The organism is Kosakonia sp. ML.JS2a (genome assembly GCF_025642095.1).
Classification (GTDB): domain Bacteria; phylum Pseudomonadota; class Gammaproteobacteria; order Enterobacterales; family Enterobacteriaceae.
In genome coordinates, this window is sequence record NZ_CP106754.1 from 1072406 (window position 1) to 1098706 (window position 26301).

Sequence of the window (26301 nt, forward strand, 5' to 3'; positions counted from 1 at the left end):
CCGTTTTTTTTTGCATCCCCACAACGGTGAGCAGCGCGAGGGTGGCAATGAGCGACAACAAAACAAAGGGGATGACGGTTTCCCGCCGTCAGTTTTTACTGGGTAGCGCAGCGCTGGGCGGCAGTCTGCTGCTGCCATCCGTCGTCAACCGCGCGTGGGCCGCAGGCTCCGATGCGCCAGAGCTGAAAGAGATCCGCGTCGGGTTTATCCCGCTGACGGACTGCGCATCGGTGGTGATGGCGTCGGTCAAAGGCTTCGACAAAAAATACGGTTTTACCCTGCTCCCCAGCAAAGAGGCCAACTGGGCCGCCGTGCGTGACAAGGTGGTGTCGGGTGAGCTGAACGCCTCGCATATGCTTTACGGTCAGCTTTATGGTCTGCAAATGGGGCTCTCCGGCCCGCAAACCGCCATGGCATCGCTAATGACCCTCAACCAGAACGGGCAAGGGATCACGCTGGCGAATCAACTGCACGATGCGGGCGTCAGCGACCTGGCCACTCTGCAAAAGCACATCGCTGCCAGCCCGGCGGGCACGTATACCTTCGCCCAGACCTTTCCGACCGGTACGCACGCCATGTGGCTTAACTACTGGCTGGCGAGCGCGGGCATCCATCCGCTGAATGACATTCGCAGCGTGGTGGTGCCGCCGCCGCAAATGGTGATGAACATGAAGATTGGCAATATGGTCGGCTACTGCGTGGGTGAGCCCTGGAACCAGCGCGCCATCAGCGACAATCTCGGTTTTACCGCCGCCACGACGCAGGATATCTGGCCGGATCATCCGGAAAAAGTGCTCGGCACGCGCGCCGACTGGGTGGAGAAAAATCCCAACAGCGCCCGTGCGCTCACTGCCGCCATCCTTGAAGCCTCCCGCTGGATAGACGCCTCTGAAGCCAACCGCCGGGAAACCGCCAGCGTGATTGCCGGGCGCGCGTATCTCAACACCAAAGAAGAGACCATCCTCGGGCGCATGTTAGGGCAGTACGAAAACGGCATCGGTAAACGCTGGACCGATCAGCACGCCATGCGTTTCTTCCATGATGGCGAGGTGAATTACCCGTGGCTGTCGGACGGGATGTGGTTCCTCACCCAGCATAAACGCTGGGGATTCCTCACCGAAGACCCGGATTACCTTGCCATCGCCCGCCAGGTTAACCGCATTGATATCTACAAACAGGCTGCTGCTGCGGTGGGCAATGTTTCGCTCCCGGGCAGCGACATGCGCAGCAGCGTATTGATGGATGGCGTGCGCTGGGATGGCAGCAATCCTGCCGCGTACGCCAATAGTTTTAGCGTGAAGAAGTGAGAGGTCGCAGATGAAAAATCAGGCGCAAATTATCCCCATTCCGTTGGACAACACACCGCCCGCGCGTACGCAGGCAGAGATCGTCCCGTTACCCGCTAAACCGGTGGTACGCCGCCGCGTGCCGTTGCTTCGTCCGCTGATGCAACGCGGGGTTCCGGCACTGCTGGGTATTGGCCTGCTGCTGTGCCTGTGGCAGGTTGCCGCGCTCAACAGTAAAGGGTTTCCCACCCCGTGGCGAACCTGGCAGGCGGCGCTGACCCTGTTCGCCGATCCGTTTTATATCGCCGGGCCAAACGATCAGGGCATTGGCTGGAACGTGCTGGCCTCGTTGCAGCGCGTGGCGACCGGTTTTGGCCTCGCTGCGCTGGTGGGCATTCCCGCCGGGTTCCTGATTGGCCGTTTTCGCTTTGTCGCCAACATGCTCAACCCGCTGATCTCTCTGCTGCGTCCGGTCAGCCCGCTGGCCTGGCTGCCGATTGGCCTGCTGCTGTTTCAGCGCGCCGAACCGGCGTCCAGCTGGACGATTTTCATCTGCTCCATCTGGCCGATGATCCTCAACACCGCGGAAGGCGTGCGGCAGATCCCGCAGGACTACCTGAATGTGGCGCGGGTGCTGCGGCTGTCGGAGTTCGCCATTATGCGCAAAATCCTGCTGCCAGCGGCGTTGCCGGGCATCCTCACCGGTATGCGCCTGTCGATTGGCATCGCCTGGCTGGTGATTGTCGCCGCTGAAATGCTGACTGGCGGCATCGGCATCGGTTTTTGGATCTGGAACGAATGGAACAACCTGAACGTGGAAAACATCATTATTGCTATCGTGGTGATTGGGGTTGTCGGCCTGCTGCTGGAGCAGGGTCTGATGTGGATAGCCAGCCGTTTTAACTACAGCCACCGCTAAGGAGACGATGATGCGTACAACGCCCATTATTCAGGTACAGCAGGTCAGCCAGCGTTTCAACACCCGCAGCGGTGAGTTCCTGGCGCTGGACAACGTGAGCTTTGACATTCACACCGGTGAAACCCTCAGCCTGATCGGTCACTCCGGCTGCGGCAAGTCCACGTTGTTGAATTTGATTGCCGGTCTGACGCAGCCCACCAGCGGCGGGCTGCTGTGCAATAACCGTGAAATCGACGGACCGGGGCCGGAGCGCGGCGTGGTGTTTCAGAACCACTCGCTGCTGCCGTGGCTGACCGCCTACGACAACGTCGCGCTGGCGGTTCGCCAGGTGTTTCGCGGTGAAATGCCCAAACAGGAGATGCATGAATGGATCATGCATAACCTCGACCTGGTGCATATGTCCCACGCGTGGAATAAGCGCCCGCACGAAATCTCCGGCGGCATGAAACAGCGTGTCGGCATTGCCCGCGCGCTGGCCATGAAACCCAGCGTGCTGCTGATGGATGAACCCTTTGGCGCGCTGGACGCCTTAACCCGCGCTCACTTGCAGGATGCGGTGATGGAAATCCAGCAACGCCTGCACACCACCATTGTGTTGATCACCCATGACGTGGACGAAGCGGTGCTGCTGTCGGACCGCGTGTTGATGATGACCAACGGCCCGGCGGCAACCGTCGGCGAAATCATGGAGGTGGAGCTGGAACGTCCGCGTTCCCGCGTGGCGCTGGCCGACGACGCCCGCTACCAGCGATACCGCCAGCAGGTGTTGCAGTTCCTCTACGAGAAACAGCCGAAAGCGGCCTGACGTCTCTTCCCCTCTTTCGATGTAAGGATCCAGGTTATGAAAAAGCCGGTATTAGTGGTGATCGGCCACGGCATGGTTGGGCACTATTTCCTTGAACAACTGGTGGCGCGTGGACTGCATCAGCAGTACGAGATTGTGGTGTTTGGCGAAGAGCGTTTACCCGCTTATGACCGCGTGCATCTGTCGGAGTATTTCGCCGGGCGCAGCGCCGCGTCACTGTCGCTGGTGAGCGAAGGTTTCTTTGCCGACCACGGCATAACCTTGTGCAGCGCCAGCAAAATTGTCGCTATCGACAGCCAGCAACGCTGCGTGCGCGACGAGCAAGGCGTTGAGACCCACTACGACAAACTGGTGCTCGCCACCGGCTCATATGCGTTTGTGCCGCCGATCAGCGGCAATACCCGCCCTGGCTGCCTGGTCTATCGCACGCTGGACGATCTGGACGCCATTGCTGCCTGCGCGCAACAGGCCAAAAGCGGTGTGGTCATCGGCGGTGGGTTGCTGGGGTTGGAAGCGGCTAACGCGCTGCGTCAGTTGGGGCTGGAGACCCACGTCGTTGAGTTCGCCCCGCGCCTGATGGCGGTGCAACTGGATGAGTGCGGCGCGGCAATGCTGCAACGCAAAATTGAAGCGCTGGGCGTGAAGGTGCATACCCGCAAAGAGACGCGGGAGATCGTCGACGGCGAACAGGCGCGACACCGCCTCTGCTTTGCTGACGGCAGCGTACTGGAAACGGATCTGCTGCTGTTTTCCGCCGGGATCCGCCCGCGAGATGAACTGGCGGAGAGCGCGCAACTGCAAAAAGGGCCGCGCGGCGGCATTGTCATTAACGATCATTGTCAGACTTCCGACGAAGCGATTTACGCCATTGGCGAATGCGCACTGTGGAACGGGCAGATCTTTGGCCTGGTCGCGCCGGGTTACCAGATGGCGCGCAGCGTGGCGGATCGGCTGGCGCAGCAGGAAACGCCGTTTACCGGTGCGGATATGAGCACCAAACTGAAACTGCTCGGCGTGGAGGTGGCGTCGCTGGGGGATGCACACGGCAAAACTGAAGGCGCTCAGAGCTATCAGTGGACCGACGGCCCGAACGAAATCTACAAAAAAATCGTTGTTTCCGCTGATGGCAAACGACTGCTCGGCGCGGTGTTGCTTGGCGACAGCGCCGATTACAGCATGCTGCTGCAAATGATGCTTAACGCCATGCCGCTACCCGCCCAGCCGGAGACGCTCATTCTGCCGGCCCGTTCCGGCGATGCGCCAAAAGGACTCGGCGTGGCGGCGCTGTCGGCCAGTGCGCAAATCTGCTCCTGTCATAACGTCAGTAAAGGAGACATTGCCGCTGCCGTTGCCGGGGGTTGTACAGAACTGGGGGCGATCAAGAGCTGCACGAAAGCCGGTACCGGCTGCGGGGGGTGCGTTCCGTTGCTGAAACAGGTGATGGAGCATGAACTGACGCAACGGGGCGTCGAAGTGAAAAAAGACGTTTGCGAGCATTTTGCCTGGTCGCGCCAGGAGTTATACCACCTGATCCGTCTGCATGACATTCGCAGCTTTGATGCGCTGATTGCGCGCTTCGGGCGCGGTAGCGGCTGTGAAGTGTGTAAGCCGCTGGTGGGGTCGATGCTGGCGTCCTGCTGGAATGAGTACCTGTTAACGCCGCAGCATCTGCCGCTGCAGGACACCAATGATCGCTTTTTTGCCAATATCCAGAAAGATGGCACCTACTCCGTGGTGCCGCGTATTCCGGCCGGGGAGATCACCCCACAGGGGCTGATTGCCATTGGTCAGGTGGCGCAGCGCTACAACCTCTACACCAAAATCACCGGCGGGCAGCGGGTGGATCTGTTTGGCGCGCGCCTCGAACAGTTACCCGCCATCTGGGAAGAACTGATTGCCGCCGGGTTTGAAACCGGGCACGCCTACGGTAAGTCTCTGCGCACGGTGAAATCCTGTGTCGGTTCCACCTGGTGCCGCTACGGCGTGCAGGACTCAACCGGCATGGCGATTGCGCTGGAAAACCGCTACAAGGGCCTGCGCGCGCCGCACAAAATCAAAATGGCGGTCTCCGGCTGTACCCGCGAGTGCGCCGAGGCGCAGGGCAAAGACATTGGCGTGATCGCCACTGACAAAGGCTGGAACCTGTATGTGTGCGGCAACGGCGGCATGAAACCACGCCACGCTGATCTGCTCGCCAGCGATCTCGACAGTGAAACGCTGATCAGCATCATCGATCGTCTGCTGATGTTCTACATCCGCACCGGCGATCGGCTCCAGCGCACCAGCACCTGGCTGGACAACATGGAAGGCGGCCTTGATTACCTCAAACAGGTGATTTTGCAGGACAGTCTCGGCATTGGCGCAGAGCTGGAAAGCGAGATGCAGCAGGTAGTAGACAGCTACCAGTGCGAATGGAAAACCACGCTGGATAACCCGCAAAACCGCCTGCTGTTCCGCGGATTTATCAATAGCGATCACCCTGACGAAGCGGTGGTCATGGTGCCGGAACGCGGGCAAATCCGCCCTGCCACGGCGGAAGAAAAACCGGCGCAGCGCACAGCGAAGCCGGGTGAGGATGAGTGGCTCCACGTTGGCGCTGTGGCTGACGTTCCGGCCAACGCAGGTGTGGCGGCGCGCCTTGGTCAGCAACAAATCGCGCTGTTTCATTTGCCGGGCAGCGCGCCGCACATCTTCGCCCTGGAAAACCACGAACCCGGTAGCAACGCCAATGTGCTGTCGCGCGGGCTGGTGGGCGACGTTGCGGGTGAACCGGTGGTGATTTCGCCGCTCTACAAAAAACGTTTTCGCTTATCCGATGGCGTCAGCCCGGATGATGCTGCCCTGCGGGTGCGCGTGTGGCCGGTAAAAGTGGCGCACGGACAAATCTGGGTGTACCGCATGCCTGTCGATCAGGCGCTCTTCCCGGCGATTGCCGAAGTGTCATAAACCGCATCAGGGGGCGAAAATGGAGCAGATAAAAAGCGTATGCCCCTATTGTGGGGTAGGGTGCGGGCTGGTCATGAACGTGGAAAACCAGCGCATTATCAGCGTCACGGGGGATAAAATGCACCCGACAAACGCCGGTCGGCTGTGCACCAAAGGCCAGAGTTGCGCTGTCGCCCTGACTGCGCCGGGCAGACTGGCGCAGGCGTGGTTGCGTAGCGACCGCCAGCAGCAGCCGGTTCAGGTTCAGGCGCGCGACGCCATCCGCGAAACGGCCCGGCGGCTGCGGGATATTGTGGAACATCACGGCCCGGATGCAGTGGCGTTATACGTCTCCGGGCAGATGTCCCTTGAAGCGCAATATCTGGCGAACAAACTGGCGAAAGGGTTTATCGGCACCAACAATATCGAGTCCAACTCCCGGCTGTGTATGGCCAGCGCCGCCACGGGGTACAAACTGTCGCTGGGGGCGGATGGACCGCCAGGTTCCTATGATGATTTCGATCGCGCGGATCTGTTTTTGGTGATCGGCGCCAACATGGCCGACTGCCACCCGATCCTCTTTTTGCGCATGATGGAGCGGGTAAACGCCGGGGCTAAACTGATTGTCGTCGATCCCCGTCGAACAGCGACGGCGGAGAAAGCCTCGCTGTTTTTGCAAATCAACCCCGGTACGGACCTGGCACTCCTCAACGGGCTACTGGCGCTGCTGGTACAAAACGGTCACACCGATCAGGCGTTTATCGAGCGTTTTACCGAAGGCTGGCAGGCGATGCCGGACTTCCTGCAGGATTACCCGCCGCAGTGGGTGGCGGAACGCACCGGACTGGCGGAAGCCGATATTCGCCAGGCGGCGGAGTGGATTGGCCAGGCGGGCGAGTGGATGAGCTGCTGGACGATGGGGCTGAACCAGAGCACGCACGGTACCTGGAGCACCAACGCCATTTGCAATCTGCACCTGGCGACCGGGGCGATTTGCCGCCCTGGCAGCGGCCCTTTTTCCCTCACCGGGCAACCGAACGCCATGGGCGGCCGCGAGATGGGATATATGGGAGCGGGGTTGCCGGGGCAACGCTCGGTGCTGGTGGAAAAAGATCGCGCCTTTGTTGAACAGCTATGGCAGCGCCCGCCGGGCACGCTGCGTGCGGATTGCGGCGACGGCACGGTGGCGCTGTTTGATGAGATGTGCGCCGGGCGTATCAAAGCCTGCTGGATCATCTGCACCAACCCGGTCGCCAGTGTGCCGAACCGGCAAAAGGTGATTGCCGGGCTACAGCGGGCGGAACTGGTGATCGCCCAGGATGCCTTTCTTGATACCGAAACCAACCGTTACGCCGATATCCTGCTGCCCGGCGCGCTGTGGGCGGAAGCCGAAGGGGTGATGGTTAACTCCGAACGCACCATGACGCTTATGCAACAGGCGGTGACCCCGCCGGGTGAGGCGCTTGCCGACTGGCAAATCATCGCGCAGGTGGCATGCGAAATGGGGTATGCCGACGGTTTTACCTATGCCCGCGCCAGCGATGTGTTTGATGAACTCCGCCAGGCGTGGAACCCGGATACCGGCTACGACCTGCGTGGCGCCAGCTATCAGCGGCTGCGTGAAACGCCGCTGCAATGGCCTTGTCCACCGGAGGACAACGATGCCCGCCATCCCATTCGTTACCGGCACTCAACGCTGCGCTTTGCCACTGCCAGCGGTAAAGCACACTTTTTTGCCCGCCCGGATCTGCCGCCAGCAGAAATGCCGGACGCGGATTTCCCGCTGGTGCTGAATACCGGGCGCGTCCAGCACCAGTGGCACACGCTGACCAAGACCGGCAAAATCCCACTGCTGAATAAGCTCAATCCGGGGCCGTTTATCGAAATCCACCCGCAGGATGCCGACAGGCTGGGGATCCACGCAGGGGATCATGTGGATGTGCGCTCCCGGCGCGGTTCCGCCACCTTGCCTGCGATAGTGACCGATCGCGTGCTTACCGGTCACTGTTTTGCCCCGTTCCACTGGAACGATCTGTTCGGTGACAAACTGGCGATCAACGCGGTGACCAGCGATGCGGTCGATCCATTGTCGTGGCAACCCGAGCTGAAATTCTGCGCCATTTCGCTGGTGCGCAGCAGCCAGCAGCCGGTGATCAAACCTGCCGACAACACACCCGCCGCAGACGAAGAGGGCTCGGCGGATGTGCTGATGCTGTGGGCCTCTACCACCGGCAATGCCGAATCTTTTGCGCACACCTGCGCTGACCGATTCCGGCGCAGCGGGATGACGGTCAGACTCTGCGCGATGAACCACGTTGCTGTTGCGGATCTCGCCGCGGCGCCGCAGGTGTTGTTGATTGCCAGCACCTTCGGCGATGGCGACCCGCCGGATAACGGCGCAGCGCTGTGGGCGGCGTTGCAGGATGCGGCTGCGTCGCAACTCTCTGCCACGGCGTTTTCGGTGCTGGCGTTCGGGGATGCCAGCTACGATCGGTTTTGCGGTTTTGGCCGCCAGCTCGACGCACGCCTGGCGGCATTAGGCGCGCAGCGGCTCACCGCGCGTGTGGACTGTGAAGCGGGCAGCGCGGCTGCGCACCAGTGGCTCAACACCCTGCTGCAATTACTGTGCGATGCGTCCACTGTTGTGCTCAGCGACCCTTGCGATGATCTCCCGCCCGGTTTTAGCCGCCATGCGCCGTTATCGGCACCGCTGGTGATCAACCAGCGTCTGAGCGGTGCCGGGGCGGAAAAAGAGATCCGTCAGTTTGCCTTTGATTTGCAGGGCAGCGGCATGCACTACCAGGCCGGAGATGCGTTAGGCGTCTGGCCGAGCAACAGCGCGCAGAGCGTGGCGCACATCATCGACGCGCTGGGACTGGCAGGGCATACGCCAGTGCAGGTGGCGGAACAGGGGGTAATGCCGCTGTCTGAGGCGCTAACCCGCCATGTTGATATCACGCGGATCACGCCGGAGGTGCTGGAATTTGTCGGCAAACGGGCAGCGAACGCCACGCTTAACGGGCTGCTCAGCAGCGAAGGTAAAGAGGACTTACCGCAGTGGTTATGGGGGCGGCAGATTATCGACCTGCTGCGGATGTTCCCTGTTCGCGCGACGGCTACGGAGTGGTTGTCGGTGTTGCGGCGCTTGCAGCCCCGTTTTTACTCCATCTCTTCCAGCCCGACCGTCTCGCCGCAGCAGGTGCAACTGACCGTTTCCACGGTACGTTATGGTGAAGGTAAACAGCGCGGCGGGGTCTGCTCTACGTTCCTTGCGGATCGTGCCACGAGTGCAGAGATCTTTATTCATGCGTCGCCGCATTTTCGCCTGCCCGCCGACCCTAACGCGGCGATCATTATGGTCGGTGCAGGCACCGGTATTGCGCCATTTCGCGGTTTCTTACAGGAGCGGCAGGCCACCGCCGCCACGGGGCGCAACTGGTTGTTCTTTGGTGAACAGCATGCGGCGACGGATTTTTACTACCGTGATGAGCTGGAAGCCTGGCAGCGAGAGGGGGTATTGCACCGTTTTACCACCGCCTTTTCCCGCGATCAGGCGCAGAAAGTGTATGTGCAGCATCGCATGCTGGAGCAGGGCGAAACGCTGTGGCGCTGGCTGTCTGAAGGGGCGTATTTCTACGTCTGTGGCGATGCAAACCACATGGCGAAAGATGTGGATGCCGCGCTCAGACAGGTGGCGCAGATCCATGGCGGGATGAACATGGATGACGCCAGCGCCTGGATCGCGACGCTGGCGCAGGAAAAACGCTATCTGCGGGATGTCTATTAACCGTCGCCACGTCAGAGGGTGAAGAATGCAGCCTCGCGGGCGCTGGGCTGCACCACCATCTGACGAATAAAGTCGATATCCCTGGCGCTGTTCAGTGCGTGCAAGCGATCGTAAAGCTTCTGCGCATTCGGCAACCGGGCGCAACAGTCGAGGAATTTCGCCTGACGCTCGCTGTCGCTGAACGGCTCTTCCAGCGCACCTTTCGCCCGCAAGCGCGCATGCCTGAGCGTACGACCATCCTTCAGCGTCAGGGTTAACACATGCGGCAGGGCCGGATCTTCGGCTTCCTGCTCCGGCGTCCAGGCTTCCATGGTGATCCGTGCGAGTTTCTGCGCATCGGCCTGCGTCGCCACCGCGTGCGGGGTGAAATCCGCCACGCTGAGCGCCCCTTTCTCCAGCATCACCGCCACACAATACTGCATGGAAAAACGCGCCTGCATCTCGTCAGTCGGTTGCGGGTACGCGAGGTTACGCCAGTTGGAGATCCCCACCAGACAGTGCACCTGCTCAACCTCATCGGCGGTGAAGGCCCGCTGCGCCTGTAAATCGGCGATGGCATCGAGAATACGGTGTGTCGATCCGCAACAGGGGTGTTTTTTGGGCATCACGCCAATACGTTCAATGACGTGCAGGCGATCGTTAAGCCAGTCCGGCGTACGCAGGGTTCCGGCATAGAGTTCAGCAAAGCCCTGCGGGCATTCGATAATGTCCAGCCGCCCCTGCATGCCGGTACGGGCAAGGGTTGCCGCATCGACCGCATTGCGCGCAGCCATTCCGGCATGAAAGGGCTTTAAGGGGGTGCCAAACTGCCCTTTAACGCCGCTTGCCATGCTTACCGCGATGCTTAACGTCCGGGCAATCGCCCCGGCATCCTGCCCCATTAAGGCTGCCACGCCTGCTGCACTCCCCACGCAACCTACCGTGGACGTGCCATGCCAGCCCGCGGTGTAATGACCATACCCGATGGCCTCGCCAATAAATGCCTGTGCCTGCAACCCGACCAGATAGGCCTCAATCAGGGCGCTGCCGCTGCTGCCCTGCGCCAGCGCGATGGGCAGCAATGCGGGCAATAACACGGCTGACGCGTGGCTCATTCCCGGCGCGAAATTATCGTCATAATCGATGGCATGCGCGGCGGTGGCGTTAATCAGCGCGCTCAGGGCCGGGTTTGCGGGGATATCCCGCCATGCCTCACCGACCGCGCGGGTGGAGAAATCCTGCCGCCCGGCCACCAGGCAGGCAAGGGTGTCGGTGATCGCCTCTCCGGCAAGCTGCCGCGCCCGTTCGCTGAAGGGGCCTGGCGCGGCGCACCAGTTCGCCAGTGTTTCAATTAAGGTCGTCATATTGCCGTTCCTGCCTCTGTAGTGCGCTGAAAAGGGTGTGCAGCAGTTTCCCGGTTTGATAACGGTTCACTTCGTGGCCCGCCTGTCTGGTGTCCACGCGATGCACCACCACCAGTTGATGAGAAGGGGCAACCAGACAGTAATGTCCTCCTGCGCCCTGGGCGGAAAAGCTGCCCGGCGGTAAGATTGCCTGTGGCCAGCCAACGCCGTCACGGGTTACCCACCACATAAAACCGTAAGCGCCGCGCGTGCCAGCATGAGAGAGCGGCGCGGTGCTAAGCCGTACCCAGTGCGCCGGGATCACCGACTGGCCTTGCCAGCGCCCTTCCTGTAAAAAGAGCTGTCCAAAGCGCAACAGGTCGCGGCTGGAGAGCATAAAGGGGTACGCCGGGTGTACGGAACTGTCGCCTGGCTCCAGCCAGCTATCCTCCTGGGGGCGGTAATCCTGCATACCGGTAGGTTGAGCGATGCGGCTGGCGAATGCCTGATTGATCGCCTCGCCGGTCAGTTGCCGCCATGCCGTACCGAGCGCATTAAAATCCCAGTTGCTGTAACACCAGTTCTCGCCCGGCGCATAGCGGTGGCGCGACGGTTTAATACGGCGCATCCACGGGGTTTCGTAATTGGCCGGGTGGTAAATGCCGGAACGGGCCGTCAGCAGATCGTACAGCGTCGCCCCTCTTTCCACGTCGCTTAACCCTTCGCGATCGTCAATACCCAGCGCATCCAGCGTCAGCGAGAGGTCAAAACGCCCCTCGGCTTCGGCGCAGCCGATCAGCGCGCTGAGAAAACTTTTGCGCATCGAATGGCAGGGATAGCGCGTTGTTTCGTCGCCGTAGCGGAAGATAACCTCATTGCTGCGCGACACCAGCAGCACGGCGCTCTGCTGCTGCGCCAGTTGGCTTTCCAGTTGTGCAAACATTTATGCCTCGCTGGCGGCAAGAAATTGCCGCGTATAGTCTTCACGGGCTTCGCCGCGACGCAGGCGTTCAGCGCTGAGTTCTTCGAGCAGTGTCCCGCGATGCATAATCCCCACCCGCTGGCACAGGTGAGCGACCACCGCCAGATCGTGGGTCACCAGCAAATAGGTCAGATTGCGCTGTTGACGCATGTGGCTCAGTAAATTGAGGATTTCCGCCTGTACCGACACATCCAGCGCGGAGGTGGGCTCATCCAGCAACAGAACGGTCGGTTCGAGGATCAGCGCCCTGGCAATGGCCACGCGCTGGCGCTGACCGCCGGAGAGTTGGTGCGGATAACGATAGCGGAAGGCGTCGGACAGGCCGACCGCATGCAGGATGTCGCTGATCCGCGCTTCATGCCGATCCATGTTGTGCAGCTTCAGTGGTTCACGCAGGCTGGCCCACACCATCTTCCGTGGGTGCAGCGAAGCGTAAGGATCCTGAAACACCATCTGCACCTGGCGGTAGAAGGGTTTATCACGGTGCGGCTGCTGTTCGCGGTTGTTAAACAAAATATGCCCGCGATAGTCATTGTTCAGCCCGGCGAGTGCGCGCAGTACGGTGGACTTACCGCAGCCGGACTCGCCAATCAGGCCATAACTCTCTCCGCGCGCCAGCGTCAGGTTAACATCGTTGACCACCTGGCGGCGCTGGCTGCCGTGACCAAAGGCGATGCCAAGAGAGACCATTTCGATGGCGCGTTCAGCGGTGGGGATCGGGTTCATAGGGCAACTCCATGACGGTAACAGGGGCCATTCAGCCAGGCCGGATCGCGCGTGGGCACGCACAGCGTTTCTACCGGATCGCGCAGACGCGGTTGGCTGGCGAGCAGCGCCTGCGTATAGGGATGTCGCGCCTGATCGAGCTGGTTGGCGCGGATCTCTTCCACAATGCGCCCGGCGTACATCACCAGCACCCGATCGCAGAAGCGCGAGACCAGATTGAGATCGTGCGTGATAAACAGCAGACCGGTTTGCCGGCGTTGCAGCTGTTCGTCGAGGATCGCCAGTACCTGACGACGCACGGTGACATCCAATGCGGAGGTGGGTTCGTCGGCGATGATCAGGTCTGGTTCGGGGATCAGCATCATGGCGATCATCACCCGCTGCCCCATACCGCCGGAGATTTCGTGCGGAAACAAGCGAGCGACGTTCTCCACATCACGAATATGCACCGACTCCAGCATCTCCAGCGCGCGGGCGCGGGCTTCGTCTTTGCTGACCCGGCGATGCAGCCGCCAGGCCTCCGCCACCTGATCGCCAATGCGCATCAGCGGGTTCAGTGAAAAACGCGGGTCTTGCAGGATCATTGAGATACGGTTGCCGCGAAGGGTGCGCATCTGTCGCTCGCTGGCCTGGAGCAAATCGATATCGTCAAAGCGCATTTTGCTGGCGTGCACGCTGCCGGTTTTCGGCGTCAGCTTCAGGAGCGCGCGGCAGGTCTGGGATTTACCGGAACCCGATTCACCGACAATCGCCACTTTTTCCCGGCCAACCTGGAAGCTCACATCGCGTACCGCGAGGTTATCCTCATGCGCGCCCTTAAACAGGATGCGGAGGTTTTCAACGTCTAACAGTGGATTATTCATGGCGGAGATCCATCACATCGCGCAGGCCGTCGCCGAGCAGGTTAAAGGCCAGACTGGTAAACAAAATCGCTAAACCGGGGATGGCGGCAATCCATCCATTGTTCAGCATGAACTCGCGCCCGGAAGCGAGCATCGCGCCCCATTCCGGGCTGGGGGCCTGCGCCCCAAGACCGAGAAAGCCCAGTCCGGCGGCGGTGAGAATAATCGCCGCCATATTCAGCGTCACACGCACCACCACCGACGGCAGACACATTGGCATCACGTGGCGCAGGATGATGTGCCAGGCGGATGCCCCCTGTAAGCGCACGGCGGCGATATAATCCATTTTGCGGATCGCCAGCGTTTCGGCGCGCGCCAGACGGGCAATCGGCGGCCAGGTAGAGAGCGAAATGGCGATGATGGCGTTCTCAATGCCCGGCCCGAGCGCCGCGACAAACGCCAGCGCAAGGATCAGGCTTGGAAAGGCGAGAAAAATATCCACCAGACGCATCAGTAGCGTATCCACGCGGCCACCAAGGTAGCCCGCCGTTGCGCCAATCAGCAGGCCCAGCGGGGTGATAATTAACGCTGTCAGCCCGGCGATGTAGAGCGTAATACGTGCGCCGTACAGCAGGCGGCTGAAGATATCGCGCCCGAGTTCATCCGTGCCGAGCCAGTGTTCTGCGTTCGGCGGTTGCAGGCGCAACGCCAGGTTTTGCGCGTAAATGTCATGATTCGCCAGCCACGGGGAGAAGATCGCCGCAGCGACAATGATCAGCAGCACTAGCAGACCAAACAGCGCCGAATGATTGGCGCAAAACCGCCGCCACTGGATCCAGCCCAGTTGTACTCTGGCTTGCAGTGGCGTTTGCGGCGCCGGGTCGCTGAGCCAGGCGCGCAACCCCTGGCGTGGCCGAATACGCAGGGATTTAATGGAATCGGTCATTGCTCCTCCTGTCGCGTGCGGGGATCGAAGATGCGGTAGAGCAGGTCGCACAGCAGATTCAGCGCCACGAAAATGCCGCCGGTCAGCAGCGTACAGCCGACCACTGCGTTCATATCGCCCGCCAGCAGGGCGTTGGTTAAGTAGCGGCCAAAACCGGGCCAGGCGAATACCGTTTCCGTCAGTACTGCGCCTTCCAGCAGCCACGCCCAGGAGAGCGCCACGACCGTCAGTACCGGCACGGCAATATTGCGAAACGCATGTACCCAGACGCAGCGCGACCAGGACAAGCCTTTGACGCGGGCGGTGATGATGTACTCCTGCGACAGTTGCTCAATCATAAAACTGCGGGTCATGCGGCTGATGTAGGCCAGCGCGCTCAGACCGAGGATGGAGGCGGGCAGGATGATATGGCTGAAGACATTTTTGAACACCGCCCAGTTACCGCTCAGCGCGCTGTCCAGCAGCCAGAAGCCGGTCACCGGATGTAGCTCGAATTCGTAGATAAAGTCGATTCGCCCCGGTCCGCCGATCCAGCCCAGTGTGGCGTAAAACAGCAGCAACCCCATCAACCCGAGCCAGAAATGCGGCGTGGAGTAACTCAGCAGACCGACGAAACGGATCAGATGGTCAAACCATGAATTCCGGTACATGGCGGCGTAAACCCCGGCGGGAATGCCGAGGCCGACGCCAATGATCGCTGCCACGGTCGCCAGCTCCAGCGTGGCGGGAAAGACGCGGGCAATGTCCTGCGCCACCGGCTGGCTGGTGGTCAACGCGGTGCCGAAGTCCAGGTGCAGCAGTTGCCAGACATAATCGACAAACTGTTTCCACAGCGGCTGATTCAGCCCGAGTTGTTCATACATCTTCTCGTAGGCTTCATGGCTGGCGTTATCGCCAATCACCGCCACTACCGGGTCAATGGGCAGCAGCCGACCGATAAAGAAGGTCAGCGCCGCCAGCCCAAGCAGCGTGCAGCAGATGGAAATCGCGCCCCGGCTGATGCGTCTTAACAGACGCCACAGCGCGGAGGGTGCGGTATCGGTTGTGGTGGGTGCAATCACCTGTGACATCAGCAACCTCCGTTACTTACTTGCGTCGCCATACCAGACGCGGAAGCCATTCCAGGTCCAGTTCTTCACGCCCGGGCTGATGCCCGCGCTGTTGTACATCTGGAACATGATGGCCATCGGCCCTTTCTCCATGACTTCTTTTTGCAGCGCGGCGTACATCTCGCTACGTTTGGCGTCATCCGGCTCCAGCAGAGCGGCTTCCACCTGCTGGTTCATCTGCGCGTCGTAGTAGGCTGCACGCCAGCTGGGGTATTGCGTGGCGCGTGCGTCTTTGCGGTTATCCGGGTTGAACACCAGTCGTGAGGCATTGCCGTACGCATCCGGTACGGAGGTCTGCCACGCCATCATGGCGCTCTGGAACTCGCGTCCGCGCGCCCGGCTGAACAACTGGGCGTTAGCCATCCGTTCCAGCGTGAGCTTGACGCCGACTTTCGCCGCATTTTGTTGAATGCTCTGGGCAATCGGCGCGGAGTGGGGCAGGGTGCCGAAAATCACCGAGGCGCTGAACCCGTCCGGGTAGCCCGCCTCCGTCAGCAACTGTTTGGCTTTCGCCAGATCCAGGGTGAACGGTTGGCCCGCTTTTTCGTCCAGCGCGCCGAATGCGCCAATTTGTACAAAGCTGGCGCGCGGCACGCCGAGGTAAGGCATGACGCTTTTCGCCAGCCCGTCGTAATCGATCAGGTAGCGCATGGCGAGACGGACTTTTTCATTTTTGAAAATCGGATCTTCGTTATTGAAGGTCCAGAAAAAGAGTTGCGGCTTCAGTACCTTATCAACTTTGACTTTGCCGCCTTCGTCGAGGGTTTTCAGGTCGTCCGCCGACAGGTCGCGGGCAATATCCACATCGCCCTGCGTCAACAGTAAACGCTGGGTACCGGTTTCTGCGACGTGGCGGATCAGCACGCGTTTCAGTACCGGCGCTTTGCCCCAGTAGTGCTCAGTGGCCTGTAACATGACCCCTTCACCGGCGTTCCAGCGCACCAGTTGATACGGGCCGACGCAGGCGGTGTGGGTGGTGAGGTATTTGTGGCCGAAATCGCCCTCTACCGCTTCTTTTTCCACGACTTTGCGGTTGATCAGCGACGAGACCTTGTCGGCGGCAATGGCCTGTAAGATCAGGTTGGTGGGGTAGGGTTTATCCAGCGTCACCACCAGCGTTTTGTCATCCGGCGCGGTAATGCGGCTGTCGACATTCTCTTTGTTAAAGCCGTACTCGGTGATTTGCGCGGCATTGCCGTAGCCCAGTTTCACGACCCGCTGCATGGACCACGCGAGGTCGCCTGCGCTGGCGGGCGTGCCGTCGGGAAATTTGAGGTTATCCTGCAAATGGAAGGTGATGGTTTTACGATCCGCCGAGACATCCCAGCTTTTGGCCATTGAAGGCGTCAGCTTTTTCTCATCTTTCACATCAAATTCCACCAGCGCATCGCACGTGTTGGCGTAAATCTCGCTGGTCACCACTTCGCCAATCTGCGCCGGGTCCCAGGTGCTGATGGCGTCAATATTCCAGGCCATCACCAGCGAGTCCGGCGGTGTGGCGGCCTGAGGCGCGGTGCTAAAGGCGCTGGTTAGCGCCAGCGCAAGGGCAATCGGTGTGTATTTCATCTCGTGGTTCCTTATACGCTATCCGGGCGTGGCTGGATGGGCGGTTTCACTTCCGCCGGGATCGGGCAGTGGTACGGTTTTTCACTCACCTGCTCGAAATGCGCTTTTTTCACCTGCGCCAGTAAAACCTTATCGGTCAGTACATCGACAGCCGTTGCCGCCATCACTTTTGCCACATGGGCAAGGCCCTTATGGGCGGCGGGCATCTTGCCTTGTGCGGTGAGCTGCCAGGAGTGGCCCGGCGTTCCGATAGCCATGGTGGGGATATGCGCCTGTACGGTCGGCAGCACCCAACTGACATCGCCCACGTCGGTGGAGCCAATCATCACTTCGCCGTGGGTATCCAGTGGGATGATGTAGTCACTGAGGGGTTTGGGTTTGGCGGGTTTGATCCCGGTTTTGCGGTAGCAACTGGCGATCTCTTCGTCCGACAGCGTGCCCTGGATCTCGGCGGCAAACGCCAGATCGGCGGCGTCGAACGGCACCGGGCCCAGGCTCTCCAGATTGCGTTGCATCGCCTCTTCCAGCGGGCGGTTGCCCAGCAGGTTGGAGACGGCGCTCATAATGCTGATGTCCACTTTGGTATCGGTCATCAGCGCAGCGCCCTGGGCAACGCGTTTCACTCGCTCGTTCAGTTCGAACATGGCGTGGACATCTCGGGCGCGAATGGCGTAGCGCACAGCCGCTTTGGCCTGCACCACGTTAGGCGCGATACCGCCGGAGTCGAGCATGGCATAGTGAATACGCGAGTCCTGCGGCACATGCTCGCGCAAAAACTGCACGCCAACGTTCATTAACTCTGCGGCATCCAGCGCGCTGCGCCCGAGATGCGGAGAGGCAGCGGCGTGGGACGATCGTCCGGTGAAGAAGAAGTCCATACGCGTGTTAGCCAGCGACAGGGGTTTGGCGACCTCGTGATGCGCGCTGGGGTGCCAGGTGATCGCCACATCCACGCCGTCGAACGCGCCAGCGCGCGCCATAAAGGATTTTGCCGCGCCGCCTTCTTCCGCCGGGCAACCGTAGTAGCGCACGCGCCCCGGTGTCCCGGTCTCCTCCAGCCAGGCTTTCAACGCGGTGGCGGCCAGCATTGCGCCGGAGCCAAGCAGGTTGTGCCCGCAGCCATGACCGTGGCCATCGCCCGGCAATGGCGAGTAGTGCGCCACGCCGGAAGCCTGGCTAAGGCCGGGCAGGGCGTCGTATTCGCCCAGAAAGGCGATGACTGGCCCGCCGCTTCCCGCTTCGCCCATCACCGCCGTGGGAATGCCCGCCACGTTTTCGGTCACGCGGAAGCCTTGCGTTTTTAGCATGGCGGTATGTTCAGCCACCGAGCGATATTCGGTGTAGCAAATCTCCGGTGTACCCCACACGCGATCGCTGAGATCGCAGAAATCCTGCTGATGTTTTTCCACCCACTTCCAGACTAACGCTTTGTTTTCCATGGTGCTCCCCAGTTTGGTTGCTCGGAATAATGCAAACGCCTTTCACGTTGCCGTACCACCAGAATGAGGGAAAAAGTTTCGCCAGTGCCAATGAGCAATTCACACCGGCTATTCCGTTTTTGCATAGTCTGCCGCTGTCAGGCGGCATGCGCGGCTTCACTGTGCAGGATCAATTGCCAAAGTTGTTCCGCCTGCGGGTTGCGCAGCACGGGTTGGCGGTAGAGACGGATCGCCAGTTTGATCTCCCAGTCGCTGCTGCCTGCGCGAACCAGCGAACCGTTTGATAACTCCTCATGCACCAGACTTAATGGCAGCCAGGCAACGCCTCCACCCGCCAGCGTCATGGCCTTCAGGTTGGCCGACATGCCGTTTTCATACACCGCTTCCAGCGGCAATGGCCGTTCACTGAGCATTTGCGCCAGTGCGTGAGCAAAGAATGAATGGCTGCCGTAACTGAGCCACGGGATCGGTTGCCCGCGAGGATTGATGGGGTAAAGCGGTTGACCGTCACTGTCCGGACGACAGACCGGTATGGCCCATTCGCGGCCAAGATGGATCATCGGATACGGCGCAAGCTGGTGGATCAGCGACACGGCGTCGTGGGCATAGGTGAGCAGAAAATCGGTTTCACCGCTGTGCAGGGTGGCGATGTGCTCGACAAAACTCGGCTTCGAGTTGCACATGCGGATATAACCCAGTTGCTGTTGCAGGTTAAGACGCTGGATCCAGTCCGGGAAAAATGTCAGTGAGAGCGTGTTCAGCATCGCAAAACGCAGCACCGCGGTGCGGGAACGGAAGCGTTGGTGAAGATCGTTACGTAAGTGGGTCATGGCGAACACCGTTTCGCTGGCGGTGGCGAGAAAGATTTGCCCTTCCGGCGTTAACGTGACCGGGTAAGTTTTGCGGTCAAACAGGGGAACGCCAAGCCACTCTTCCAGTTGGCGGATGCGGCGACTGAGCGCGGATTGGGTGATATGCCGTTCGTCGGCGGCGCGGGTGAAGCTGACATTGCGGGCGACACTGAGAAAATCTTCGAACCATTTCAATTCCATAGCGATACCTTGCGAAATGAATGGGAAAACGTCTCCAGAGTGAAACGAAATGTAGATTACGCAAAAAACGCGCCACTCTTGCAGCCGGGGCCGGGGGCCTGCTATCGCGCCCCTGGGCGAACATGGCCCCCCATCATTGCGCAGAAAGTGCACTAATGGGGTGCATGTTGCCTGTCTTAAGATGTATTATTTATGCAGCTTATTGATGAGGTCAGAATGATGTCGGGTCCACGCATCCTGCGGGAGAAACTGACCATCCGGAAGATGATTGCGCTTTATCAGCGCGCCTGCCCGGATGCGGTCAGCAGTGCGTCGCACTACGCGGAGCTGTATGTGTATGCGGAAAAACGGCTGGATAAATGTGTGTTCGGCGAAGAGAAACCGGCCTGTAAACAGTGCCAGGTGCACTGTTACCAGCCCGCCAAACGTGAAGAGATGAAGCAGATTATGCGCTGGGCAGGGCCGCGTATGTTGTGGCGTCATCCTCTGTTGACGGTGCGCCATTTAATGGATGATAAACGCCCGGTGCCGGAACTCCCCGAAAAGTATCGTCGCAAAGGGTAGGCTGACGAAGACGTTTCCCCTCACCCTGGCCCTCTCCCCGGAGGGGAGAGGAGATAAGACGGGTGCGGTTTTCCATTCATCCAGGCTCTCTGGAGGGGCAAGGGGATAAGGTGGGTGCAGGTTTGCTCCCTCTCCCTTTCAGGGAGAGGGTTGGGGTGAGGGTTATCGCACTCAGGCGCGCGTCGCAATCAGGATCGCGGATGCCTTAATCAACGCAATCACGCGTTTACCCTGCGCCAGTTGCAGCTCTTGCAGGCTTTCATTGGTCACCACGGCCACCAACTCAAAACCCGCATCGGTGTTGATATGCACCGTGGCGTTTACCGCCCCTTCGGTCACCGCCGTTACACTACCGGCAAACTGGTTGCGCGCGGAGAATTTCAGGCCGCAATCTTCTGTCGCCAGCGTCACCCACGGCGCTTTGATCAGCGCGATGGCCTCTTTACCCGGTGCCAGACCCAGCGCTGCTTTGCTGCTACTGGTGACAATCGCCACCAGTTTCGCGCCGCCGTCGAGCGTTAACTCAACTTCATCGTTGACCGCGCCGTGAGAGGTCGCACTGACCTTGCCCACTAACTGATTACGTGCTGAAACCGCCATAGTGCCTCCATCGAACATTAAGGGGGAAAGCCCAGTTATCTCAGCTTAAGGCATCTTTATCAATGCCCAGCTTTTTCATACGGGAAAGCAGCGTGGTGCGTTTTAGCCCCAGCCGCTGTGCCGCGCCTTTTGGCCCGGCGACCACGCCATTGGTTTCGCGCAGCACCCGGACAATTAATTGATGCTCATCTTCTCCGTCGCGTGCGACTTCCGCAGGCTGGGACACCTCCTGCGGTACGCTGATTTCCGGCAGCGACAGTTGCAACACGTTGCCGCGCGTGAGCAGAACCGCACGCTCAATCACGTTTTCCAGCTCACGGACGTTACCCGGCCACTCCATATCGCTCAGTACCCGCAACGTCTCCGCCGGAATGCTGTCAATATTGCGCCCCATTTTGCGGGCGATCTTAAAGGTGAACGCCTTCACCAGCAGGGGAATATCTTCCGGGCGTTCGCGCAGCGGCGGCAGATGAATCGGAAACACATTCAAACGGTAATAGAGATCGCTACGGAACTCACGATCGGCAACCATTTTTTTCAGATCGCGGTTGGTGGCGGCGATCAGCCGCACGTCGGTACGGATCAGTTTATTGCTGCCGAGCCGCTCAAACTCCTGCTCCTGCAACACGCGCAGCAGCTTGGGTTGCAACTCCAGCGGCATATCGCCCACTTCGTCAAGGAACAGCGAGCTTTTGTCTGCCAGTTCAAAGCGACCGATGCGCTGGGCGCTGGCGCCGGTGAACGCCCCGCGCTCATGGCCAAACAGGTCGCTTTCCAGCAGCCCGGCGGGCATCGCCGCGCAGTTCATTTTCACCATCCGGCGACTGTTACGATCGCTGAGATTATGAATCGCGCGGGCGATCAGCTCCTTGCCGGTGCCGGTTTCGCCGAGGATCAGCACGGTGCTGTTGCTCTTCGCCACCATCTCAACCTGCTTGAGCACGCTGAACATCGCCTCGCTGCGCCCGATGATTTCGCCAAACTCGCTGTCGACATTATTAAGCTGTTCGGTTAGCGCCAGGTTTTCATCCACCAGCCGTTCTTTCAGCCGGTGGATCTCCTGGTAGGCCAGCGCGTTGTCGACAGCAATAGCGATACGTTCGGCAATCTGGCGCAGCAGCTTCAGGTTGGCCTGGGTAAAGACCTCTTTCTGGCACTGCGCCAGTTTTAATACGCCCAGCAAATTCTTGCCGGACATCAGCGGCAGCAGGCACAGCGTCTGGATTTGATTGCCCCAGGTTTCAAACAGCATCCGCTCGTAGGGGGCGAGTTTGTCACGTTCATGCAGGTTCAGCAGCAGCATCTCTTTGCTGCGAAACACACGTTCGGTCAGCGTGCCTTCTTCGTCGGCTTCCTGCGTTTCGTGCGTGGGGTCTGCTTCATCCAGATAGTGGGTGGAGTAGATGGTCAGTTTGCCCTTGCGGCTACCGCGCAGCACCAGGCTGATGGCATCGATACCGAAGTAGTAGTGGATCTCTTTCGCGACTTCGCTGACCAGCTCATCCATGTGCAGCCGGGAGAGCACCGCGTTGGTGATCGCCACCAGAATGCGGAAATCGTCGCGCTCCTGGCACAGCAATTCGTAATCCGGGGTGGGATTGTCGCGGCTCTGCAACTGCTCCACCACCACAGCGACAATCTGCGTCAGCGTATGCAGGCGCTCTGCTTCTTTCTCGCTCCACGCCCGCTCGTCGCGGCGAAAAAACTCACAGCCGCCGAAAATTTTCCCTTCTGCGGCTAAGGGCAGCAGGGCGTAGTGGGTAAAAGGGGGATAGGTGCCGCTTTGCGTGAGCTGTGGCCAGGTGTCGGCAAACATCTCCGCCGTGCAGCGCAGCGCCTGCGGATGCGAGAGAATATGGCGCACCGGGCCACCCGCCAGCAACGCCCGGTCATCATAGTCGGCGCTGTCGTCGTCGGCATTCACCACGTAGCGGCTGGCGCGGTGACTGTCGGCATGCCACAGCACAATGGCGGCGCTGTCCGCCAGCGCCGCCTGTCGTGTCAGACGGGTCAGTGCTTCGCTAAGCGCAGCCAGGTCCGGCTGCTGTAATAAAATCCGCGTGATATCGAACAACCCTTGTTGCCCGAGATCGCTCATCGGTGTATACGACATTTTGCTAATCCAGGAACACACCCGCAGGTGTAAAAAAATATCAAAATAATAAATTAGCAGATCCGCGGTAGCGGCTCGGCATGGGGTAAATCCAGCAGGCGTTTTACGCCGTAAAGTCCCGTCAGTCGCACACCTTTGCGTTCGACCACTTCACCAATCATTGCCGCGTCGCGCCCTAACGGATGGGCGCGCAATGCCGCCAGCGCCTGCTCTGCGGCCTCGCGCTGTACGGCAATCACCAGTTTGCCTTCGTTGGCAAAGTTGAGTGCATCCAGCCCCAGCAGTTCGCACACGCCGCGCACCGCCGGTTTTACCGGTAAATCCCGTTCATTCAGTTCAATGCCATAACCGCACGAGGCGGCAAACTCATGCGCGACCGCGTTCACGCCGCCGCGTGTGGCATCGCGCAGGGCTTTAACGCCGGGAATATCGCGCAGGGTGGCAATCAAGGGGGTCAGCACCGCACAGTCGCTGATCAATTCGCCATCCAGCCCCAGCCCTTCACGCAGGTTGAGAATGGTGGCACCGTGATCCCCCAGCGTACCGCTGGCCAGTAACACATCGCCCGGTTGCAGTGACTGCGCTGCCCAGCGGATCGTGGTGGGAATAGCGCCAATGCCCGCCGTGTTGATAAACACTTTGTCTGCCGCGCCGCGCTGCACCACTTTGGTGTCGCCGGTGACAATCGCGATGTCTGCATTGCGGGCGGTGGCCGCCATGCTGTCAACCACGCTTCTCAGCGTCTCCATCGGCAGGCCTTCTTCGAGAATAAAACCGCAGGAGAGGTAGCGCGGGGTCGCGCCGCTGACGGCAATATCATTGGCCGTGCCGCAGACCGCCAGTTTGCCAATATTGCCACCGGGGAAAAACAGCGGGTCAATCACATAGCTGTCGGTGGAGAAGGCCAGTCTGTCGCCGCCGGCTGCCAGCGCTGCCAGATCCAGCCGCGCCTGATCTTCCTGCTCCGCCAGCCACGGGTTGGCGAAGGCTTCCAGAAACAGCTGGCTGATTAACTGCTGCATCGCCTGACCACCGCTACCGTGGGCCAGTTGAACTTCCTTCATGCTTCACACTCCTGAGCACGGTATTGATACCAGGCGGCGCACGCGCCCTCCGAAGAGACCATCAGCGCGCCAAAGGCGCTTTGTGGGTTGCAGGTGTTGCCAAACAACGGGCACTGGTGCGGTTTGCATCGGCCGGTCAGCACATCGCCGCAGCGGGCGCGCGGATCGTCGTACACCTGTTGTACCGCCGGACGAAAATGCGCTTCGGCATCGAAACGTTGATACTCCGCCGTCAGGTGCACGCCCGACTCGCCAATGATCCCCAGACCGCGCCATTCGCTGTCGCCATTGACGGCAAACACATCGGCGATGGCGGCCTGAGCCAGGTGATTCCCGGCATCCGGCACTACCCGGCGGTACTGGTTTTCCACCCGGCTGGCGGCGGCGATTTTCTGTTCAACCAGCATGATCACGCCTTGCAGCAGATCAAGCGGTTCAAACCCTGCCACCACTAACGGGCGTTGGAAATCATCGGCAATAAACGTATAGGCGTCGGTGCCGATCACCATGCTGACATGACCGGGGGCAAGGAACGCGTCGATGCCGTTATCCGGCTGCTCCAGCAGGCTGCGTAGCGTGGGGATCAGGGTGATGTGCTGGCAGAAGAAGTAAAAATTGTCCACATTGCGGGCTTTCGCTTGCTGGAGCGTAATGGCGGTGGCAGGCATGGTGGTTTCGAACCCCAGCCCGAAGAACACCACTTTGCGCTGCGGATTGTTCTGCGCCAGCGCCAGCGCATCCATCGGCGAGTAGACAATGCGCACATCTGCGCCACGGGCTTTCGCCTGCAACAGCGAGCCGTTTTTCCCCGGCACGCGGATAGCGTCGCCAAAAGTGCAGAAGATCACTTCCGGGTGGCTGGCTATCTCAACGCAGGTATCAATGCGCCCCATTGGCAGGACGCAAACCGGGCAGCCTGGACCGTGAATAAATTCGATATTCTCCGGCAGTAACTGGTCGAGGCCAAACTTGAAAATCGCGTGGGTATGGCCGCCGCACACTTCCATAATGCACAGCGGGCGCGCCGCCGTATAAGAGAGATGCGCCGCCCGTTCGCGCAGATGGGCGATAAGCTGCATCACCTGCTCCGGGGCGCGGTATTCATCGACAAATCGCATTACTTCTCCTCACCAAACAGCAGGGCGCCGACATCCGGTTCAACCTCGAACATATTTTGCAGCGCCGCCAGCGTATCCCGGGCTTCTTCTTCGTTAATCATGCTCATGGCGAAACCCACATGCACCAGCACCCACTGCCCGAGTCGCGGCTGCCCGTTTTCATCCTCGCTGCCCACAAGCGTAAGATCCACATCGCGCTGAATGCCGCAGACGTCTACTTTGGCTTGCAGGCCGTTAATGGCTGTAATTTGCCCCGGCACGCCTATGCACATCGTTGCGTCTCCAGCCAGTCGATCCAGCGATCCATGCCTTCGCCGTGCGTGGCGGAAATAAGGATGATTTCAATATCCGGATTGACTTCGCGGGCGTAAGCGATGCATTTGTCGACATCAAAATTGAGGTACGGCAACAGGTCGACTTTGTTCAGCAGCATCAACGATGCGGCGGCAAACATATGCGGGTATTTCAGCGGCTTGTCTTCCCCTTCGGTGACCGACAGTACTGCCACTTTATGGCGCTCACCCAGATCGAAGCTGGCCGGGCACACCAGGTTACCGACGTTTTCGATAAACAGAATGCCCTGGTGGGCGAGCGGCAGGCGCGGCGCGGCGTCGGCAATCATTTGCGCATCAAGATGGCAGCCTTTTCCGGTGTTCACCTGAATGGCGGGGGTGCCGGTCGCGCGGATGCGCGCGGCGTCGTTCACCGTTTGCTGATCCCCTTCGATCACCGCGCACGGAACGCGGGTTTTCAGGCGTTCGAGGGTTTCCGTCAGCAGGGTGGTTTTGCCGGATCCGGGGCTGGAGACAAGGTTCAGCACCAGTTGCTGTTGCGCTGCGAAACGGGCGCGGTTGCGGGCGGCGATGCGGTTGTTTTTATCCAGTACATCGATTTCCACTTCCAGCATGCGTTTCTGGCTCATGCCTGGCGCATGGGTGCCGGCTTCGCCATGACCGTAGTGCAGGTCACCGTTATCCAGCTCGGTTGGGTTAAATTCGCGGGTTTTGACGCCGGTAATTTTCAGCGCCGGACGATCGGCCGGGGCGAACGGCGCACCGCGAAATGCGGAATGCGGGTTATGTTCGTCACCCTCTATATAAAGGTTACCGTCCTGACAACCACATGTTGTACACATT

21 protein-coding genes are annotated in these 26301 nt (G+C 60.1%); 6 read left to right on the plus strand and 15 right to left on the minus strand.

Going from position 1 to position 26301, the window contains the following annotated elements:
• Positions 1-47 precede the first annotated feature (47 nt).
• The 5 genes from N7922_RS05085 to N7922_RS05105 are packed head-to-tail and all read left to right on the plus strand — an operon-like array spanning position 48 to position 9722.
• A complete protein-coding gene (locus N7922_RS05085) occupies positions 48-1307 on the plus strand; it encodes a CmpA/NrtA family ABC transporter substrate-binding protein (protein WP_263099538.1) in 1260 nt (419 codons plus the stop codon).
• A 10-nt stretch (positions 1308-1317) separates the two neighbouring features.
• Complete coding sequence (ntrB, locus tag N7922_RS05090) at positions 1318-2205, plus strand: nitrate ABC transporter permease (protein WP_061493409.1); 888 nt, start codon at positions 1318-1320, stop codon at positions 2203-2205.
• Between the two features lie 10 nt (positions 2206-2215).
• A complete protein-coding gene (locus N7922_RS05095; RefSeq protein WP_263100837.1) occupies positions 2216-3010 on the plus strand; it encodes an ABC transporter ATP-binding protein in 795 nt (264 codons plus the stop codon).
• A gap of 36 nt (positions 3011-3046) precedes the next feature.
• Positions 3047-5956 (plus strand): nitrite reductase large subunit NirB, encoded by a 2910-nt coding sequence (gene nirB, locus N7922_RS05100; protein WP_263099539.1) that lies wholly within the window; start codon positions 3047-3049, stop codon positions 5954-5956.
• Between the two features lie 19 nt (positions 5957-5975).
• Entirely contained in the window at positions 5976-9722 is a 3747-nt protein-coding gene (locus N7922_RS05105; RefSeq protein ID WP_263099540.1) for a bifunctional nitrate reductase/sulfite reductase flavoprotein subunit alpha, read from the plus strand.
• A gap of 11 nt (positions 9723-9733) precedes the next feature.
• Here N7922_RS05105 and N7922_RS05110 read toward each other — a convergent pair whose 3' ends face one another.
• From N7922_RS05110 to N7922_RS05150, 9 genes are all read right to left on the minus strand, one after another.
• The gene (locus tag N7922_RS05110; protein ID WP_263099541.1) at positions 9734-11065 is read right to left on the minus strand and encodes an MmgE/PrpD family protein; all 1332 of its coding nucleotides are present in this window, start codon (positions 11063-11065) and stop codon (positions 9734-9736) included.
• Positions 11049-11987 (minus strand): serine hydrolase domain-containing protein, encoded by a 939-nt coding sequence (locus N7922_RS05115; RefSeq protein ID WP_263099542.1) that lies wholly within the window; start codon positions 11985-11987, stop codon positions 11049-11051. The genes N7922_RS05110 and N7922_RS05115 overlap by 17 nt, the downstream gene beginning before the upstream one ends.
• A complete protein-coding gene (locus N7922_RS05120) occupies positions 11988-12752 on the minus strand; it encodes an ABC transporter ATP-binding protein (protein WP_263099543.1) in 765 nt (254 codons plus the stop codon).
• On the minus strand, positions 12749-13615 hold the full coding sequence (locus tag N7922_RS05125) for an ABC transporter ATP-binding protein (protein WP_263099544.1): 867 nt from the start codon (positions 13613-13615) through the stop codon (positions 12749-12751). Before N7922_RS05125 ends, N7922_RS05120 begins: the two co-directional genes overlap by 4 nt.
• Positions 13608-14540, minus strand: coding sequence for an ABC transporter permease (locus N7922_RS05130; RefSeq protein ID WP_263099545.1), 933 nt, complete (start codon positions 14538-14540; stop codon positions 13608-13610). The genes N7922_RS05125 and N7922_RS05130 overlap by 8 nt, the downstream gene beginning before the upstream one ends.
• Positions 14537-15610, minus strand: a complete 1074-nt coding sequence (locus tag N7922_RS05135) for an ABC transporter permease (protein WP_263099546.1) — start codon at positions 15608-15610, stop codon at positions 14537-14539. The genes N7922_RS05130 and N7922_RS05135 overlap by 4 nt, the downstream gene beginning before the upstream one ends.
• Before the next feature lie 12 nt (positions 15611-15622).
• Positions 15623-17215 carry an ABC transporter substrate-binding protein gene (locus tag N7922_RS05140; RefSeq protein ID WP_263099547.1) on the minus strand — a complete coding sequence of 531 codons (1593 nt, stop codon included), beginning with the start codon at positions 17213-17215 and terminating at the stop codon, positions 15623-15625.
• A gap of 11 nt (positions 17216-17226) precedes the next feature.
• Positions 17227-18654, minus strand: a complete 1428-nt coding sequence (locus N7922_RS05145; protein ID WP_263099548.1) for a M20 family metallopeptidase — start codon at positions 18652-18654, stop codon at positions 17227-17229.
• A gap of 137 nt (positions 18655-18791) precedes the next feature.
• Positions 18792-19706: a LysR family transcriptional regulator gene (locus N7922_RS05150; protein ID WP_263099549.1), complete on the minus strand. Its 915-nt coding sequence runs from the start codon at positions 19704-19706 to the stop codon at positions 18792-18794.
• Between the two features lie 219 nt (positions 19707-19925).
• Here N7922_RS05150 and N7922_RS05155 point away from each other — a divergent pair, with 219 nt between their 5' ends.
• Positions 19926-20270: a nitrous oxide-stimulated promoter family protein gene (locus N7922_RS05155; protein WP_263100838.1), complete on the plus strand. Its 345-nt coding sequence runs from the start codon at positions 19926-19928 to the stop codon at positions 20268-20270.
• A gap of 171 nt (positions 20271-20441) precedes the next feature.
• Here the strand turns inward: N7922_RS05155 and N7922_RS05160 are convergent, their stop codons facing one another.
• Genes N7922_RS05160 through hypB form a run of 6 tightly spaced genes read right to left on the minus strand, consistent with a single transcriptional unit; the run spans position 20442 to position 26300 of the window.
• Positions 20442-20870, minus strand: coding sequence for a molybdopterin-binding protein (locus N7922_RS05160; protein ID WP_263099550.1), 429 nt, complete (start codon positions 20868-20870; stop codon positions 20442-20444).
• A 40-nt stretch (positions 20871-20910) separates the two neighbouring features.
• Positions 20911-22983 (minus strand): formate hydrogenlyase transcriptional activator FlhA, encoded by a 2073-nt coding sequence (gene flhA, locus N7922_RS05165; RefSeq protein ID WP_263099551.1) that lies wholly within the window; start codon positions 22981-22983, stop codon positions 20911-20913.
• A 53-nt stretch (positions 22984-23036) separates the two neighbouring features.
• Positions 23037-24047, minus strand: a complete 1011-nt coding sequence (gene hypE, locus N7922_RS05170) for a hydrogenase expression/formation protein HypE (RefSeq protein WP_263099552.1) — start codon at positions 24045-24047, stop codon at positions 23037-23039.
• Positions 24044-25165: a hydrogenase formation protein HypD gene (gene hypD / locus N7922_RS05175; protein WP_263099553.1), complete on the minus strand. Its 1122-nt coding sequence runs from the start codon at positions 25163-25165 to the stop codon at positions 24044-24046. Before hypD ends, hypE begins: the two co-directional genes overlap by 4 nt.
• Positions 25165-25437 (minus strand): HypC/HybG/HupF family hydrogenase formation chaperone, encoded by a 273-nt coding sequence (locus N7922_RS05180; RefSeq protein ID WP_263099554.1) that lies wholly within the window; start codon positions 25435-25437, stop codon positions 25165-25167. The genes hypD and N7922_RS05180 overlap by 1 nt, the downstream gene beginning before the upstream one ends.
• The gene (gene hypB, locus N7922_RS05185) at positions 25428-26300 is read right to left on the minus strand and encodes a hydrogenase nickel incorporation protein HypB (protein ID WP_263099555.1); all 873 of its coding nucleotides are present in this window, start codon (positions 26298-26300) and stop codon (positions 25428-25430) included. Before hypB ends, N7922_RS05180 begins: the two co-directional genes overlap by 10 nt.
• Position 26301: the final 1 nt, after the last annotated feature.